Annotated in this window: 18 protein-coding genes; 11 read left to right on the forward strand and 7 right to left on the reverse strand. The window is 39.7% G+C overall.

What is annotated here, in order from left to right:
• Positions 1 to 19 precede the first annotated feature (19 nt).
• Both THETH_RS07335 and THETH_RS07340 read left to right on the forward strand, forming a co-directional pair.
• The gene (locus THETH_RS07335; protein WP_013932717.1) at positions 20 to 991 is read left to right on the forward strand and encodes a carbohydrate kinase family protein; all 972 of its coding nucleotides are present in this window, start codon (positions 20 to 22) and stop codon (positions 989 to 991) included.
• Positions 982 to 1572 carry a class II aldolase/adducin family protein gene (locus THETH_RS07340; protein ID WP_013932718.1) on the forward strand — a complete coding sequence of 197 codons (591 nt, stop codon included), beginning with the start codon at positions 982 to 984 and terminating at the stop codon, positions 1570 to 1572. Before THETH_RS07335 ends, THETH_RS07340 begins: the two co-directional genes overlap by 10 nt.
• A 3-nt stretch (positions 1573 to 1575) precedes the next feature.
• Here THETH_RS07340 and THETH_RS07345 read toward each other — a convergent pair whose 3' ends face one another.
• Complete coding sequence (locus tag THETH_RS07345) at positions 1576 to 2412, reverse strand: metallophosphoesterase family protein (RefSeq protein WP_013932719.1); 837 nt, start codon at positions 2410 to 2412, stop codon at positions 1576 to 1578.
• A gap of 11 nt (positions 2413 to 2423) precedes the next feature.
• Positions 2424 to 3212, reverse strand: coding sequence for a pyrroline-5-carboxylate reductase (gene proC / locus THETH_RS07350; RefSeq protein WP_013932720.1), 789 nt, complete (start codon positions 3210 to 3212; stop codon positions 2424 to 2426).
• Between the two features lie 342 nt (positions 3213 to 3554).
• Here proC and THETH_RS07355 point away from each other — a divergent pair, with 342 nt between their 5' ends.
• The 3 genes from THETH_RS07355 to THETH_RS07365 are packed head-to-tail and all read left to right on the forward strand — an operon-like array spanning position 3555 to position 5182.
• On the forward strand, positions 3555 to 4100 hold the full coding sequence (locus THETH_RS07355) for a chromate transporter (protein WP_013932721.1): 546 nt from the start codon (positions 3555 to 3557) through the stop codon (positions 4098 to 4100).
• Positions 4097 to 4621: a chromate transporter gene (locus tag THETH_RS07360; protein ID WP_013932722.1), complete on the forward strand. Its 525-nt coding sequence runs from the start codon at positions 4097 to 4099 to the stop codon at positions 4619 to 4621. Before THETH_RS07355 ends, THETH_RS07360 begins: the two co-directional genes overlap by 4 nt.
• Before the next feature lie 51 nt (positions 4622 to 4672).
• The gene (locus THETH_RS07365) at positions 4673 to 5182 is read left to right on the forward strand and encodes a hypothetical protein (protein WP_013932723.1); all 510 of its coding nucleotides are present in this window, start codon (positions 4673 to 4675) and stop codon (positions 5180 to 5182) included.
• Between the two features lie 41 nt (positions 5183 to 5223).
• On the opposite strand, the gene THETH_RS07370 is transcribed toward THETH_RS07365, so the two are convergent.
• Genes THETH_RS07370 through glmS form a run of 3 tightly spaced genes read right to left on the reverse strand, consistent with a single transcriptional unit; the run spans position 5224 to position 8190 of the window.
• Positions 5224 to 6012, reverse strand: a complete 789-nt coding sequence (locus tag THETH_RS07370) for a family 1 encapsulin nanocompartment shell protein (RefSeq protein ID WP_013932724.1) — start codon at positions 6010 to 6012, stop codon at positions 5224 to 5226.
• Between the two features lies 1 nt (position 6013).
• Positions 6014 to 6355, reverse strand: a complete 342-nt coding sequence (locus THETH_RS07375) for a ferritin family protein (protein WP_013932725.1) — start codon at positions 6353 to 6355, stop codon at positions 6014 to 6016.
• A gap of 38 nt (positions 6356 to 6393) precedes the next feature.
• Positions 6394 to 8190 (reverse strand): glutamine--fructose-6-phosphate transaminase (isomerizing), encoded by a 1797-nt coding sequence (gene glmS / locus THETH_RS07380; RefSeq protein ID WP_013932726.1) that lies wholly within the window; start codon positions 8188 to 8190, stop codon positions 6394 to 6396.
• 66 nt (positions 8191 to 8256) lie between these two features.
• Between glmS and THETH_RS07385 the strand changes: the two genes are divergently transcribed.
• On the forward strand, positions 8257 to 9504 hold the full coding sequence (locus THETH_RS07385) for a 2-hydroxyacyl-CoA dehydratase subunit D (protein ID WP_013932727.1): 1248 nt from the start codon (positions 8257 to 8259) through the stop codon (positions 9502 to 9504).
• Positions 9501 to 11198 carry an acyl-CoA dehydratase activase gene (locus THETH_RS07390; protein WP_013932728.1) on the forward strand — a complete coding sequence of 566 codons (1698 nt, stop codon included), beginning with the start codon at positions 9501 to 9503 and terminating at the stop codon, positions 11196 to 11198. Before THETH_RS07385 ends, THETH_RS07390 begins: the two co-directional genes overlap by 4 nt.
• Here the strand turns inward: THETH_RS07390 and THETH_RS07395 are convergent.
• Positions 11195 to 11800 carry an HAD family hydrolase gene (locus THETH_RS07395; protein ID WP_013932729.1) on the reverse strand — a complete coding sequence of 202 codons (606 nt, stop codon included), beginning with the start codon at positions 11798 to 11800 and terminating at the stop codon, positions 11195 to 11197. The genes THETH_RS07390 and THETH_RS07395 overlap by 4 nt on opposite strands.
• Positions 11801 to 11980: 180 nt before the next feature.
• Here THETH_RS07395 and rpsF point away from each other — a divergent pair, with 180 nt between their 5' ends.
• The 4 genes from rpsF to arcC all read left to right on the forward strand — a co-directional run bounded on the left by rpsF (position 11981) and on the right by arcC (position 14071).
• The gene (rpsF, locus tag THETH_RS07400) at positions 11981 to 12334 is read left to right on the forward strand and encodes a 30S ribosomal protein S6 (protein ID WP_013932730.1); all 354 of its coding nucleotides are present in this window, start codon (positions 11981 to 11983) and stop codon (positions 12332 to 12334) included.
• A 9-nt stretch (positions 12335 to 12343) separates the two neighbouring features.
• Positions 12344 to 12811 carry a single-stranded DNA-binding protein gene (locus tag THETH_RS07405; RefSeq protein ID WP_013932731.1) on the forward strand — a complete coding sequence of 156 codons (468 nt, stop codon included), beginning with the start codon at positions 12344 to 12346 and terminating at the stop codon, positions 12809 to 12811.
• A gap of 15 nt (positions 12812 to 12826) precedes the next feature.
• On the forward strand, positions 12827 to 13057 hold the full coding sequence (gene rpsR, locus THETH_RS07410; RefSeq protein WP_013932732.1) for a 30S ribosomal protein S18: 231 nt from the start codon (positions 12827 to 12829) through the stop codon (positions 13055 to 13057).
• Between the two features lie 78 nt (positions 13058 to 13135).
• Positions 13136 to 14071, forward strand: coding sequence for a carbamate kinase (arcC, locus tag THETH_RS07415; protein ID WP_013932733.1), 936 nt, complete (start codon positions 13136 to 13138; stop codon positions 14069 to 14071).
• 51 nt (positions 14072 to 14122) lie between these two features.
• Here the strand turns inward: arcC and THETH_RS07420 are convergent, their stop codons facing one another.
• Positions 14123 to 15631 carry a fibronectin type III domain-containing protein gene (locus THETH_RS07420; RefSeq protein ID WP_013932734.1) on the reverse strand — a complete coding sequence of 503 codons (1509 nt, stop codon included), beginning with the start codon at positions 15629 to 15631 and terminating at the stop codon, positions 14123 to 14125.
• Positions 15632 to 15709: the final 78 nt, after the last annotated feature.

A 15709-nucleotide genomic window follows, 5' to 3' on the forward strand; every position in this document is an offset into this window, starting at 1 on the left:
ATTGCCGAGGTGACCCAGCTTGATTTACGACGTTGTAGCACTCGGAGAGCTTTTAATCGATTTCACCCCCGCGGGATTTTCAGCCGAAGGTTATCCTGTCTATCAAATGAATCCTGGCGGTGCACCAGCAAACGTTGCCGTAGCTGTTTCAAAACTTGGTGGAAAAAGCGCTTTTATAGGGAAGGTTGGAGAAGATTATTTTGGTTACTTTTTGAAAAAAGTTCTTGAGAAAAATGGTGTGGAAACCAAAGGCTTGAAGTTCACAGATCTATCCCCAACAACACTTACCTTTGTTCATCTTGATGAAAAAGGAGAGAGAAGTTTTACCTTTGTGAGAAATCCAGGCGCTGATGCTCTTCTTGAAAGCGATGATGTTGATTTGAGCTTGATAGAAAACGCCAAAATCTTTCACTTTGGTTCGTTGTCTTTATCTTATCCAACCTGCAAAAAAGCCACCACGAAAGCCGTGGAGTTTGCTACAAAACTTTCAAAGCTCATCTCTTATGATCCAAATCACAGACCAATGATTTGGAAAGATCCCAAAGTGGCAAAGCAGGTTATGGTGGAAGCTTTGAAATATGCTCACATAGTTAAGTTGTCTCAAGAAGAATTGTATTTGTTAACAAGCGAAGAAGATTTGGAAAAGGCTTTAAAAACGGTGATGAAAATGGGTACAAAGTTGGTTTTTATAACTATGGGTAGCAAAGGTTGCTATTTTGCCTTTTCAAAAGGGCAAGGTCATGTTCCTGCTTTCAACGTTAAGGTTGTCGATACAACAGGTGCTGGAGATGCTTTTTTAGGTGCTGTGCTCTATAAACTTTCAAGGGTAGAACTTTTGCCTTGGGAGTTATCGTATAAAGACATGGAACAAATTGTTAGGTTTGCCAATGCTGTAGCTGGTTTGTGCGTAACAAAACGTGGAGCAATACCGGCTTTGCCAACTTTAGAAGAAGTGGAAAGGTTTCTAGGAGGTGGACAAAGTTGTTTCTAAAAGAAAGACTTGCAATAATAGAATGGGGTAAAAAGCTCTATCAATTGGGTCATGTTAGGGATGGTATGGGAAACATAAGTTTGAGAACCAAGGATGGTTTTGTCGTTATAAGCCCAAGTGGGATTCCTTACGAAGAAAGATCAGCCGAACAAATACCGGTGATAGATTTTGAGGGAAATATGGTTTTTGGCAGTATAAAACCATCCATCGAATACAAACTTCACCTTGAAATATACAAAAATTTCAAGGAAGTCAAAGCCATAATTCACACCCACTCGGTTTATTCAAGTGTTCTATCTGTTTTGAGAAAACCTTTGCCGGCTTTAACGGAAAGTGTTTTTTTAATAGCGCCGGAGATACCTGTATCGCAATACGCACCGGCTGGAACTGAGGAACTAGCAAAAAACGTTGTTGAAGCTATGAAAAAAAGCAAAGCTGTGATAATGGCAAACCATGGTTTGATATGTGCTGGCGGTTCACTTGAAGAAGCTTTTAGAATTTGCGAAAATGTTGAAAGAAATGCGCAGATATACGTTTTGGCTTTGAACAGCGGCTTACCGATTCATACGATAGAGAAATAGCAGCTATGGGATGATTTCAAATTCGTCCAGTATTTCGCCGTATCTGGAAATTACCTTAGCCTTGAGCGTTTCTGCTAGTTCAAGAAAGACAAAGTGGTACCTTCTAAGTGCAACAATCGTTCCTTCTATTTTCCTGACGTTGTAAAGTGGAGAACCCCCTCCACCGGTTACAATGTAGGTTATACCGTCTTTAACTATCCTTTGGTAGTTGTGATCATGTCCGCTGAAGACCGCGAGAACATTCATTTCCTTGAAGGTTTCATGCAGAACTTGAAGTCTTTTGACTGTCGCAGTTTCTCCATGTGGTCCTCCACTGAAAAGTGGATAATGCGTGAAAATCAAAACCTTTTTCCCTTGATAATCTAACGACTTTAAGAACTTTTTCAATCTATCTACACCAACATCTGGATCGAGAAACACAAACAACCAATCTCCAACCTGCGCCCAGTAGTTGTAAAGACCATATCTACCAAAGTATTCTCTGTAATAAACATCCGGTTTTTCGTGGTTACCTTTAACCGGTTGAAAGAAACTATACTCAAGCAATGGAGAAACAATTTCGAAAAACGTTTGCCAGTCTTGAAGGTTGTCCCCAGAGTTGACCATATCTCCAAGGTGAACAACAATGTGAGGTTTTAGTTGATCTATCAAGCTTACGATTTGCCTGTGAATTGAGTCTCCATATCTTGAATCACCGTACACCGCTACTTTTATTGGAAAGCCCAAAACGTGTAAATCGGTTTTGTTTCCCACGTAACCATCTTTGTAAAGGGTCGCAAACTGAACCGAGACAACAAAAACGGAGGGCAGCAAAAGTAAAATTGCCAGAATTTTTTTCACGATTCAACACCTCATTCCTTTTGTAGTTCAAGCGCTCGCATGTATGTGTCTTGGATTGTTTTCATCAAAGCTCCTCTGACTCTCTCTCTTTCCATTCTATAAATACCTTCTATCGTTGTTCCCGCAGGCGAAGTGACGACATGTCTGAACTCTCCAGGATGATTTCCAAGCTGAAGCAGAAGTTCAGCCGAACCTTTCATCGTTTCCAAAACCATTCTTCTTGAAAGATCATAAGATAGCCCCATCCTTATACCGGCGTCTATCAGAGCGTCTACTATGACGAATATAAACGCAGGACCACTTCCGCTGAGTGCAGTCACCGCAGGTATCAATTCTTCTTTGACTTCGAATATCTTTCCAAGACATGAAAGTAACTTTTCAACCGTCTGCCAATCTTGCTGATTCAAACTTTCTGACTTTGCAAGACCTATAACTCCCTGTCCAATCATGGATGGAATGTTCGGCATTATTCTGACAACTTTCACGCTTTTTGTCCTTTCCACGATTCTTTTAATCGTCACACCTGTCATGGTGCTGATTATCAATCTGTCCGGTGCTTCCCCAAGTTCTTCGAACATTTTATCGCTGTCTTGAGGTTTTACGCAAAGAAAAATCACTTCACATTTTTCTGCAATTTCTTTTACCGATGAGATTTGAAAACCTTGTTCTGCAAAAGGTTTAAGCCTTTCAAAGGTTCGACTTGCAAGAAAGAGTTCCGATTTGTCCAACGTACCTGTTTCCACCAACCTTTTAGCTATTATTCCACCTATGTTCCCAACACCAACAATACCGCATTTCATCTAATAATCCCCCTTTATAACTGGTTATTGCAAATTATAGCCCAAAAATTTCGATTTTTTCCTGTTTCTTTGTTACACCTTTTGTTGCTTATTTTTACACGCGTTTTCACCTATAAATTAGGCGTAACAACATGCAAACGATACAATTAAAAAGCTTGAAGCGGAATTTTGAATATTGTACTATTTCAATCGAGGATGAGTAACTTTGGCAACCAGCAACCTCTTCACGATAGATAACACCTCCTCGCGGTTGGGGCGCCGTGCCCCATTTTTTTATTGTTTTTTTCACGTTCATGTGTTAACTTATGCTTGTGGAAGAAGAAAGTTGCTGGAGGGATCAATTTGCAGGTCAAATGCGATTTGAAGTTGCTTGGTAAAATCTTTTTAACTTTTTTTCGAATTTCTTCGCTCACCTTGGGTGGAGGTTATGCCATGGTTGCTGTTATGCAGTGGGAGGCGAAAAAGCTTAAGTGGGCTTCGGAAGAAGAGTTTTACAAAGACTTATCCCTTGCTCAAGCCATTCCAGGTCCTATAGCTTTCAACACAGCTGTTTTGCTTGGCAAAAGAGTGGCTGGTCCGCTTGGCTCGCTGACCGCTGGAATAGCAGTTGTGCTTCCACCGTTTTTTGCAATAGTTGCTGTTGCAAGCATTTTAAGGCCGCATTTGAATTCAATATACGTTCAAGCTTTTTTAAAAGGTTGTTATGCGGCCGTTATTGGCTTGGTTTTCAACGTTTTGTATGATCTTTTGAGAAGACAAAGGTGGTCTGCTTACAACATATTGATTGTAAGTGTGGGAACGATTTTATTGTTGTACAAATCTGCTTTCTTGATACCTGTCTTTCTTGGAACAATAGCGCTGCTTTACCTTAGGGGTGTTGGAAAATGATTTTGAAAATGATCTTGGTGTTTTTGAAAATAGGATTTTTCTCTTTCGGTGGTGGCTGGGCGGTAGTCGGTCTGCTTCAAAGGGAAATGATGGAAAACGGGATTCTGTCGTTGTCCGAGTTTACCCAAGCAGTTGCAATCGCTCAGGTGACTCCAGGACCAGTTGCCATTAACCTCGCCACATATACAGGTTACAGACATGCAGGATTACTTGGGGCTTTCTTGAACACTTTTTTCTTCTTGCTTCCCCCAATACTGATCGTGTTATGCATAGTTTTACTTTCAACAAAGGTTTCCATCGATAAAACAAGATGGTCAGCGGCTTTGATGGGTTTTACGACGGTGATGGTACTAGTTACGTTGATCAGCCTTTCTCTTCCAAGATTTCTTGATGTTTGGACTATGATCCTTGCAACTGGTGTGTTCATTGGTTTGCGTAAATTTAAGATCAATCCACTGTGGTTGATATTCACAAGCGGTTTTGCAGGAATTTTGATCTTTGGTTTTTTAACGAATTTCTAATCCAACGAGCGTTGAATTTTTTGTACTGACTCAACCCAAGGGGGGATAGTTATGAGAAAACTTTTCTTCATTGTTTTGGTTTGTGCAATCTCAACACTTTTTGCTTACAGATTTGAAACGAACCTTTTTACCTTCAAATCGCTTACCTACAAAATTACCACACCAGAAGAAACCTTCTATGCTGGAGTTGAGATTAAGGGATCAAAGGATAACTACGAGGTAATGTATTGGACAAAGTTCACAGCCAAAGGGGAACAAATTTCTTTGGCTGAGATCATGATTCCGCATTGGTGGACGTTCATGGCTACAAGTTTCGCCTACGCTGGGATTTTGGAAATGGCAAACTTGGAAAGCCCAGTTCCCTTAAGCTACGGAAACATGAAAGTCGTCGCCGAGGGCGAAGAAAAGGTTGGACAGTACAAAGGAAAAAAGTACACTTTTTATGTGAACGATATCCCGCAGATTTCTTGGGTCATAAAGAAAGACATTCCGCTTGCTCTCAAAACTGTTTTGGTGAACGATAAAATAGTAATAGAACTTGAGGATTTCCAATTTCGTTGATTGAATTTTAAACAATGCAACAAAAAAATGATGAGAGGCTTTTAGCCTCTCATCACACAGAAAGCTGAAGGAACATTGACAAGAAGAGCGATGCTTTCGGATATAGAAAATTCAAGCTGTTCGTCCTTAGGACCTATGAAACCGATAGACATATCTTGACCGATTATCAGTGAAGCATACGCTGAAGAATCACTGAAAACGATTGCTTCGTTTTTTAACGCAGGTGCTTTTACAACACTTTTGATGAACGTCTTTATGTGCTCATATTCTGTTTGATTTCCACTTTCATACCTTCTAAAGAGCAAGTTGTACCTGCTGGAAGGTAGCGCAACGATATATGGTCCATGAAAGCCCGCTTCATCCAAAAGACTTATTGCCTTGATCAAATCTTCGGCTGCTTGCCCGACTTTTTCCCAACTTTTCATAGAACAGCTGAGCGTTCCTGGCATGTTGAGAAATCCATAGTTGTTGTTGATTCCTTCGAAAACTATTTTGTCCTCAAGCTCGCAGCATTCTCTGACAGTTTGGATGAACTTTCCAAGATCAAGAGCCACCTTTTCTTTTTCAAAACTTGCAATATCACGCATCGGAAATGAAAAAGTTTTATGAATGTAAAACAGAGGAAGGCTTTTTGGAACGAAGACTCCTTCCATCACCTTTTCATCCGCCAAAGATATCTGTTTCACACCAAATCCCAAAGGCCCTTTAACTGGCAAAATTTTTCTTGCCGTTAAACAAGATTTGGCAACTTCAACCATGGTTTTGTTGAGCAAATCCCATACTTCTTGACTTACGGGGGCATCCTCCTGCATAAGATACTTGTTTGCCATATCACTCACCTTCCCTCAGAGAACCAATCGTTGGCTCTTCATCAGACTCGTCCTTTGCCAGTTCTTCTACTTCCTTTGCACCTTGTTCAAGGTATTTTGCCTCGTCTTTTGTGAGTATTTCCAAAAGTTTCAAAAATTCTCCTGCATGTACCCTTTCCTCATTTGCGATGTCAATCAGCACTTTCTTTGCCAAAGGATGATCGGTTGCCTCAGCATGCGCCATATAAAGATGAACAGCTTCTTCTTCGGCTGCAAGGTTGAGTCGGATTGCCCTTATCAATTCCTGGAGAGTCATCTTTCTTTCTGGTACCTTCCCGCTGAATGGATTTAAAAATTCTGGCATATTTTTCACCTCCGGCTGAAATTATACTATACCAAAATTTAATCTACAGTAATGGTTTTTGAAAGATTTCTTGGAAGATCTGGGTTGTTTCCGTATTTTAACGCAAGATGGTAAGCAAAAAGCTGCAACGGGACGGTTGCCAAGAAAACCGAAATATACCAGGGACAATCTGGATACTCAACGAATTTTTGAACGTTCGCTGCAATTTCTTCGGATTTGTTGCTGACAGCTATCGCCAATCCACCCCTACACGTTGTTTCGTTTATGTGGGAAATTATGATCGAAGCTTGACTGCTGTGCGTGATGAAGAAAACAGGATATCCATCCTTAACTCTTGACAATGGACCGTGCTTGAACTCGGATGAATGCAAACCTTCCACGTGGTTGTAAACTACTTCCTTTATCTTCAAAGCTCCTTCCAAAGCTATAGGATGCATGATTCCATATCCCAGCATGTAAGAATCTGCAAAGTCTATTCCGCTGTCTATGAGCTCTAGAATCTGTGGCTCTGTAACCTCAATCGATTTTTTAACAAGCTCAGGGATTGTCTTGACAGCTTTAAGATAGGTATCGTCAAAGCTCATTTTTGAAGCCAGATAATAGAATACCGCAAGTTGATTCACAAAGGTTTTTGTTGCCGGAACTGATATTTCAAGCTCACAACAAAGTGGGATGTTCAATTGACTTCTCATCATCACCGTTGAACCCATGACGTTGACAATTGAAAGAACGGTTGCTTTGTTTTCAACATGGTTTAGAACGTTGATGATATCCTTCGTTTCTCCGCTTTGTGAAACGAGGACAACCACATCTTCTTTACTCAAAGAATCGCCGTAATTTTCCAAAAATCTTCCGGCTTCGCAGGCAAACACTGCTTTCTTTGCTATTTTGTTGAAAAAGTAGCTTCCTGCAAGCGCTGCGTGATAAGAACTTCCTGAACCAACCAAGAAAACGTTCCTAGCATTGTTGAGCATGTTCACGTATTTTGATATATCCATGTAGTATCTCAAAAATTCAAACAAAGCCGAAAGTCTTTCTGGTTGTTCCTTTATTTCTTTGATCATGTAGTGCTCGTAACCAAGTTTTGACGCTGCCTCCGAAGAAATGTCCATAACCTGCGGTTCACGATGTATAACTTCACCGTTTTCAAGGCTTCTAATCGTGTAATTGTCATAGGTAAACTCCACGTATTCACCATCTTTAAGTGGCACAATTCTTCTTGTCAATGGAATCAGCGAAGGTAGATCAGATGAAGCGCAAACAAATCCATCACCAACGCCTAGATACAACGAAGATCCTCTTTTGATACAGTACATTTTTTCATCGTCAACCCTTGCAATAACGCACGCAAAATCACCTTTGAGGATTTTGCTTGCTTCTTGAATGGCTTTGTTCATATCTTTCAACTGATCGTAGAACATTTCAATCGCGTGTACGACTATTTCTCCGTCGTTTTCACTTCTAACGATATGCCCTTTACTCAAGAAAAGATTTCTAAGTTGAACTGTGTTCACTATGTTCCCGTTGTGCGCACCAATCATGTCTTTGTCACAATCGTAGTGAGGCTGAGCATTTTTTTGGGATGGTTTTCCAAAAGTAGCCCATCTAAGTTGTACTATTCCTTTAAAACCTTTCATCTGCGTAAAGTTCAACCTAATAGCAACTTCATCGACGACTCCGACATCCTTTCTAATTTCCGAGCTTTTATCTTTTCTTATGGTTGCAATTCCTACAGAATCATATCCTCTGTAAACCAACCTCTTAGCAGCCTCAGTCAAAATTTGTCCTAAGTCTTCTCTATCTTGAGAGTAAACTATTCCAAAAATGCCACACACTAGTTATCCCTCCAAAATAAATTGTTTTGCATTTATAGTATACTTTTTCGTTGGTGAGAAAGAGAAATGAGTAAAAGAAGTGTTGCCTTTGGGAAATTATTGAGAAAATATATCTATAATCCTTCAAAAGCTCGTAGAATTTTGAAAACAGGGCTTTCCGCGGAGTTTCTCAGAAGAAAAACTGTTGCAGTTTTGAAAAACGATTTTTCAAGCTGGATGGATTACTGTGCTTTGCAAGTCGTTCAAAAAGCTATTTTTGGTAAAAATGTTGTTTGGGTGAATTTGCTTTTTCCGGTTGAGATTCTGCTAGCCTTTGATTTGCATCCTGTTTCAGCTGAGGGACTAGCTGGCGCTTTTGCTTCAATGCTGCTGGAGGATGTTGCTATATCTAAAGCTGAGTCGATGGGGATCGCACGTAACATGTGCACCTTTCACAGAACCAGCCTTGGAATAAATCTTCTTGGAATTTTTCCAAAGCCGTTGTTCGTTGCAACAACGAATGTATTGTGTGATGGGAATATCCCAACTTTCTATACTCATTCAAGGCTGTTCAACATCAAGTTTTTTCTTTTGGATATACCAAGGAAAGAGCTTCCCTCAAACAAAGATTATGTAACAAAACAACTTGAGGACTTCATTGTTGAAATTGAAAAGCTTTTGAACAAGAAGTTTGACATGAAAAAACTTAAGATAATCCTTGAAATTGAGAAAGAAACCCACGATATTTTGCGGGAAGTTTATCAAAAATTTTGTGAAGAACCAATTAAGATGAAGTTGTATCAGCATGTGAACATTATGTACTCGCTTCACGTCAATCCAAGTTTGGTAACTTTGAAAGCCGCAAGATCTTTATTGAAAGGTTATCCCACCTATAAAAATGTGGAGAAAAGATTGCTTTGGTTGTATCTTACACCTTATTATGACAACGAGCTTTATGAAATTTTCGGTGAAAAATCCAAATTCGCAGTTGTAACCAGTGAACTTGAATGGGATTGGCTTGATTGGAAAATCGACACTTCAAGACCTTTGGAAACTCTTGCCGATAAGCTTTTAAAAAATTACCAAACAGGTTCGCTTGAAAGAAGGCTTCAATTGATAAAGAAACTTGCTTTAGATTTTAAGGTTGATGGCGTGATACAGTTCAACCATTGGGGTTGTAAGCAATCTTCCGGCTCTGTTTCTTTGATAAAGGAAGAACTTGGAAAAATTGGCATTCCGTTCCTTTCTTTGGACGGCGATTGCGTTGATCACAACAATCAATCTGCCGCTCAATACAAAACAAAGGTAAATGCTTTTTTGGAGATGATATCATGATAATCTACAACTGTCCACGAGTTCCTTTCGAGTTTTTCATGTGTTTGGATATACCATATCGTAGGGTTGAGATCAAAGGCTGCGAATTTGAAAATTTTCATCCAAACGTTTGCTCTTTTTGCAGAAGAACCATCGCCGATCTGCCAAAAGACGCCGTGCTCTTTTGGATTGATTCTTGCGACTCGATGAGACGTTCCGTTGACTTTTTGACGAAAACCCACAGCGTTTTTACGTTGCATCTGCCAACTGTGGTTAATCAGCACAGCAAAGAAAAGCTTAAAAAAGACCTTGAAGTTGTCTTGCTGAAGCTGGAAAAGTTCTTTGGCAAAAAGGTGAGTAGAGAAAAACTGCTTGAGGTTCAAAAAAAGCTGTACGAGGATATTGAAAAACTCGAGCAAGCAGTTTATCAATTTCGTTTTGAAGAAGCCAAAGTTTTGTACGAAAGAATAACTGGTTCAAAGTACGTTGGACCTATGAAAAACCATGGAAAGCCTTTGATAGTACTTGGATCACCTGTGGATGAAAATTTCATTCGCATCGTTGAAGAAAACAAGGTTCTCCCAATCAACGCCACGTGCAGTGGACCACTTGTTTTGTTTTCACAACTTGAATACACAAAAGATCCGTTTGAAAACATAGCCTTGAGACTACTTGGCCAAAGACTTTTCTGTGCAAGATCTCTCCAAGAAAGGCAAACAGAGTGGATATTTGAAAAATTCAAAACCAACCTTGCCGTAATTCATACGGTAAAGTTCTGCGATTTTTACTGGTTTGACGAAATGCAACTAAAAAGTTTAAACGTAAAGTTTGTAACGGTTGAGAACGATTTTTCAATGAATCATCAGCAAATCAAAACTCGTTTGGAGGCGCTGATCGAAATGGAAAAAGGTATTGAGAGAAGGGAATCTAAAACAAAATATTACGTCGGTATTGACAGTGGTTCTACAACAACGAAAATAGCGGTTTTGGATGAGAATAAAAACTTGCTTTACAAAGAAGTCGTAAAAACTGGTGCATACCCAGTCAAGGTTGCGACGATGCTTTTTGAAAAGGTTTTAAGCAAGTTGAAAATTTCAAGAGAAGAAGCTTTCGTTGTTGCAACTGGGTATGGCAGATCGCTTTTAGACTTTGCAGATTTACAAGTTACCGAAATAACATGTCACGCCAAGGGGGTTCGGGAGATTTTTCCAAACGTGAAAACGATAATCGACATAGGAGGACAAGACAGCAAGGTCATAAAACTTGAAGATGGGCAAGTTAAAGATTTCGTCATGAACGACAAATGCGCAGCTGGCACAGGTAGATTTCTCGAGGTAATGGCGCACACGTTGGAAGTACCGATAGAAAAAATTGGAGAAGTAGCGCTTTTTGCCAAAGAAAATTTGAGTATCAGCAGTGTTTGTACTGTTTTTGCAGAAAGCGAAGTGATATCTCTAAGGTCCTCTGGACATAAGGTTGAGGACATACTCAAAGCCGTTCACATGGCGATAGCAAAAAGATTGATTGCAATGTACGGCAGAGTAAATGGAGAAAGCCCGGTGGTTTTAACCGGAGGTGTGGCAAAAAATATCGCGATCAAAAAGTGCCTAGAAGAACTTCTCAACACTTCCATTCAAGTTCCGCAGGATCCAACCGTAACTGGCGCGCTTGGTGCGGCTGTGATAGGTTTAGAAACCTGTTTGAAAAGGGTTTAAAGTGTGATTTTCAAAATCTTCTCAACAATACTTTTAAGTTGATATGGGACTTCGAGATGGACGGCGAAAAATCCAAGTTTCAATCCCATTTCAACGTTTTCCTTCCTGTCGTCCACATAAAGACATTCTTGTGGAATCAAAGAATACCTTTCTATGAGTATTCTGTAGATTTTCTCGTCAGGTTTCACAACGTTCACATGACTTGAAATCACCATGCCATCAAATGCTTTGAAAAAATCGTATTTGGAATAAACGTAATCAAAGTTGTTCTTGCTGAAGTTTGAAAGAATATAAATTTTGTAGCCAAGTTCCTTTAATCTCAACGCCACCGATACGTTCTCTTGAATTGGAACAAGTAATTCTGGTACAACTTTTTCAAGTATTTCCAAATAATGTCTGTACTCAGGCAGTTGTGCTTTCTTTTTTTCCCAAAGTTCCTTTTCGGTGTACACTCCCTGATCCATGAGCCACCAATCTTTGTCTTCAAAAACCTTTTGATTCAAAAAATCGGCGACCTCTTTTCCGAAATTTTCCAGCATGTACTTGTACGGTTCCCAGGATAAAAGCACTCCTCCAAGATCAAAAACAACGTTTTTTACCATGAAACACTTTCTCCCTTTGCAAAATCTTTTTTCTCAAGCACGATTATACCTTCTTTTTCTGCACAAATCACATCAATTAACCACGATTTAACAAATGTTGGACATAAACGTTGTATAATGTTGAAGGCTCCCGCTTTGCCGGAGGTAGGCAAGGCCGTAAGACCGAGGGAGGAGGATCGTATGGAGAGAATTTACGAGTCCATGTTCATCATGGATCCTCGCTTGAGCAGCGAGGAAAGAGAAAGCTTGGTTGAAAAAGTCAAAAGCATCATCACCGAAAGGTGCAAAGGAACGATTCAATCCGTTGACCGCTGGGGAATCAGAAAATTAGCTTACCCAATAGCCCATCAAACCGAAGGAGATTACACGATCATCTACTTCAAAGCCCCACCTGCCAACGTTGATAAGTTGGAAGAATTTTACCGGGTGACACCTCAGATCATACGTTGGCAGACTTTTAGAAGAGAAGATCTCGAAAAGAAAGAAGCAAAGAAACGGAAAGAGCAGCAGGCAACCGAAGAAAAATCAGAATGAGGTGTCTTAATGCCCTATTTCAATAGGGTCATTTTGGTTGGTCGAATCACGCGGGACCCAGAAACGCGTTACACTACCTCCGGGCGGATGGTAGCCACTTTCAATCTTGCGGTGAACAGACCTCCACGGCCAGATGCGGAGGAGGTCACCGATTTTATCAGAATAGTGACTTTTGGCAAGCTTGCTGAATTTGCCAAGATGTATCTGAAAAAAGGACAGTTGATACTTGTAGAAGGAGAACTTAGACTTCAAAGATGGCAGGCAAGAGACGGTACAACCAGAACCACCGCCGAAATTTGGGCAAGGGACATAAGATTTTTGGAACGAAAATCTGTGTCCGAAACCGTTGAACCAGAGTTTGAAGAAGAGGAAGAAACTGAATTTGCTGAATCGGAAAGTCAAATTGAAAACTCCGACGAGGATATCTTTGATGATTTTTGGCGTGAAAGTGAAAATCCAGATGAACCACCGTTCTAAGGAGGTGCGATTTAAATGGCAGAGCAAAGAAGAAGGAAAAAGAAACTTAGAAAATGTAAATTGTGCGAAATGAAGGTTGAGTACGTAGACTACAAGGATGTTAGGCTTTTGAGGGAATTTTTGAACGAAAAAGCCAAGATAATTCCAAAGAGGGTTAGTGGAAATTGCTCCAAGCACCAAAGAATGATCAAGAAAGCGATTAAAAGGGCTAGGCAGATGGCTTTGTTGCCATACATCGAACTTTAACTTTTGAAAATGTGCGAGGGAATGTACCCTCGCACATTTTTTTGTTTGCAGTACTCTGTGGTGCGAGGAGGTATTTGGATGAAGAAAACAGCTGTAATTGCAATCGGTGGTAATGCAGTGAATCGACCTGGTGAAAGCCCGACAGCTGAGAATATGCTAAGTGCTTTAAACGATGCCATGAAACACATCGTGGAATTGCTTGAAGATTACAGCGTGGTGATAACCCATGGAAATGGGCCACAGGTTGGAAATCTTTTGATCCAACAAGAGATGGCAAAGTCGGTTATACCACCATTTCCAATCGATGTGAACGACGCTCAAACTCAAGGAAGCTTGGGATACATGATAGCCCAAAGTCTTAGAAACCAACTTTTGAAAGTGGGAATGAAAAGAGAAATAGCAGCCATCGTAACACAGGTTGTTGTGGATAAGAACGATCCAGCATTTTTCAACCCCACAAAACCAGTTGGGCCGTTTTACACAAAAGAGGAAGCTGAAAAACTGGCAAAGGAAAAAGGCTGGGTCATGAAAGAGGATGCCGGAAGAGGATTTAGAAGAGTTGTACCTTCTCCAAAACCTTTGGAAATCGTTGAAAAAGATGTCATAAAGCTTTTATTGACTAGCGATGTTGTGGTGATAGCAGTTGGTGGTGGTGGAATACCAGTTGTAAAAGAAAACGGACAGCTAAAAGGAGTTGAAGCTGTCATAGACAAAGACAGGGCAAGCTCCTTGCTAGCAGTTGAAATCAATGCAGATATTTTCATCATACTAACAGGAGTTGAAAAGGTTTCTTTAAACTATAAAAAGCCAAATCAAGTGGATTTGGACCATTTGACCATAGAGGAAGCTGAAAAATACCTAAAGGAAGGTCACTTCCCAGAAGGCAGCATGGGACCAAAGATAGAAGCTGCCATAAACTTTGTAAAAAGCACTGGTAGAGAATGCTTAATCACGGAAATATCAAAGTTGAAAGAGGCGCTGAATGGCTTGACAGGTACAAGAATAACAAAATAAAACCCGGCTTGATGCCGGGTTTTATTTTTCCATCTTTTTCGGTTTCATATTTTATTGTGCAAAGCAAATATCTTCTATAATCTCATTGTTCAAAGCTTCTCCTACAAGGCTTAAGTTCATATCGAAAATTTTCAAACCATTTGAAGTACCAACGTAAACATATCCTGACTTTGCGACAACAGCGTTTCCATTTGACAAATTAATCTCTAATTTGCTTGAAAAATCGCTGCTAAATCTATAAAGCTTTTGATCGGTTAAAGCAAGGACAAAACCTGAATCGTAGTAGACTCTTTTACCATTACCAGTTAAAGAAACTTGCTTTTCTTCTTTTATTTCACTTTCACTAGATACATCGAATTTCCACAAACTTTTGTCTGTGATGACGTACGCAAAATTGTCAACTACGTAAACATCGATGGGGTATTCTGAGTCAAATTCATATTTAGCAACTTCTGCGGGAGAAGCTGGACTACTTACATCTACGACTTTCAACATGTTCTCTTCACAAAGATAAACTTTGGAATCTTCAACAAAGAAGCCTTTCAGGTTATTTGTAAGAAATTCTGCAACTTTTCCTATGTTTGATGGATCTTTAACATCCAGTATCTTCAAAACTTCTTTATCTGCCACAAACGCATAAAGATCACCAGCTACAACTTTCACATTTTTGCTTAAAAGCTCTTTGACAATTATTCTGTGACCTTTGAATTCTGAGTTTTGATAAAGTCTTCTGCTATCATAAACAGCGATACCGTTATCCCCAACAACGTACACATTGTTGTTATAACTGTCGATGGCTTTTCCAGAGGTTAATTCGAACAATAAACTAGTTGTCGGTGAGGTTATGTTCGTTGCATCAACTTCATAAATTCTGTATTGCGCTAGAACAAACAAATTGCTTCCAACAGGTATTGAAACTGAAAAACTCCAAACTTCTGATTCTGCTTGTAAACCATCGGATTTTGCCACAACTTTCCAATAATATGTCTTTTCCTCTAAGTTATCCACTCTGTAAGTTGATTCTTTCAAATCTTTTGCTTTCAAAGGAGGTGGATTAGTTTCACCAAAATAGAGGTCATAAACAACTTCATCTCCGTCTGGATCATAACATTCCCAATTTAAATCGATTGATTTAACGTAAATAAAAGTATCATCTGCTGGTGAGGGATTATAAGGTTTCACAGGTGGTCGCTCAGTCGTAAAACTAAGCACACCAGAACTTGCTTTTGCACCAAAAGTATCGATTGCCACAACTTCCCAGTAGTAGGTAGTGGCTAGATCTAATGGAACTTTTGCAAAATTCTTATCGGTACCTTTGAAATTACCAAGGTTGTTTTTATCCTTACTTATTCTGTATTCATATCTAACTATGTTGTTGTCTGGATCTTCGAATTCCCAACTTAGAGTCACATCAGTTGGTACCTTTGTAGCACCATTTGGTGGATATGCGGATTTGAAACGGGGACTTTTGTTTTCAACCAGATTTGTAGGGGTACTGCAGGATACAAGAATAATCACAACTACAAAAATAACCACAAGCAAGAGTGGCATTTTTCTCACAACGATCACTCCCTTTTAAGGGTATTTATTTTTCATTTTGATGATATCATATATGTGGAAAATAACTTTAACCTTTAG

The sequence above is a fragment of the Pseudothermotoga thermarum DSM 5069 genome, assembly GCF_000217815.1.
GTDB classification, from domain to species: domain Bacteria; phylum Thermotogota; class Thermotogae; order Thermotogales; family DSM-5069; genus Pseudothermotoga; species Pseudothermotoga thermarum.

Excerpts from the sequence above, each read along its gene's own strand:
- THETH_RS07385 (WP_013932727.1), top strand. The coding sequence starts at position 8,257 with ATGAGTAAAAGAAGTGTTGCCTTTGGGAAATTATTGAGAAAATATATC.
- proC (WP_013932720.1), bottom strand. The coding sequence starts at position 3,212 with ATGAAATGCGGTATTGTTGGTGTTGGGAACATAGGTGGAATAATAGCT.
- arcC (WP_013932733.1), top strand. The coding sequence starts at position 13,136 with ATGAAGAAAACAGCTGTAATTGCAATCGGTGGTAATGCAGTGAATCGA.
- THETH_RS07390 (WP_013932728.1), top strand. The coding sequence starts at position 9,501 with ATGATAATCTACAACTGTCCACGAGTTCCTTTCGAGTTTTTCATGTGT.
- THETH_RS07370 (WP_013932724.1), bottom strand. The coding sequence starts at position 6,012 with ATGGCAAACAAGTATCTTATGCAGGAGGATGCCCCCGTAAGTCAAGAA.
- THETH_RS07395 (WP_013932729.1), bottom strand. The coding sequence starts at position 11,800 with ATGGTAAAAAACGTTGTTTTTGATCTTGGAGGAGTGCTTTTATCCTGG.
- rpsF (WP_013932730.1), top strand. The coding sequence starts at position 11,981 with ATGGAGAGAATTTACGAGTCCATGTTCATCATGGATCCTCGCTTGAGC.
- THETH_RS07375 (WP_013932725.1), bottom strand. The coding sequence starts at position 6,355 with ATGCCAGAATTTTTAAATCCATTCAGCGGGAAGGTACCAGAAAGAAAG.
- THETH_RS07365 (WP_013932723.1), top strand. The coding sequence starts at position 4,673 with ATGAGAAAACTTTTCTTCATTGTTTTGGTTTGTGCAATCTCAACACTT.
- THETH_RS07405 (WP_013932731.1), top strand. The coding sequence starts at position 12,344 with ATGCCCTATTTCAATAGGGTCATTTTGGTTGGTCGAATCACGCGGGAC.
- THETH_RS07360 (WP_013932722.1), top strand. The coding sequence starts at position 4,097 with ATGATTTTGAAAATGATCTTGGTGTTTTTGAAAATAGGATTTTTCTCT.
- rpsR (WP_013932732.1), top strand. The coding sequence starts at position 12,827 with ATGGCAGAGCAAAGAAGAAGGAAAAAGAAACTTAGAAAATGTAAATTG.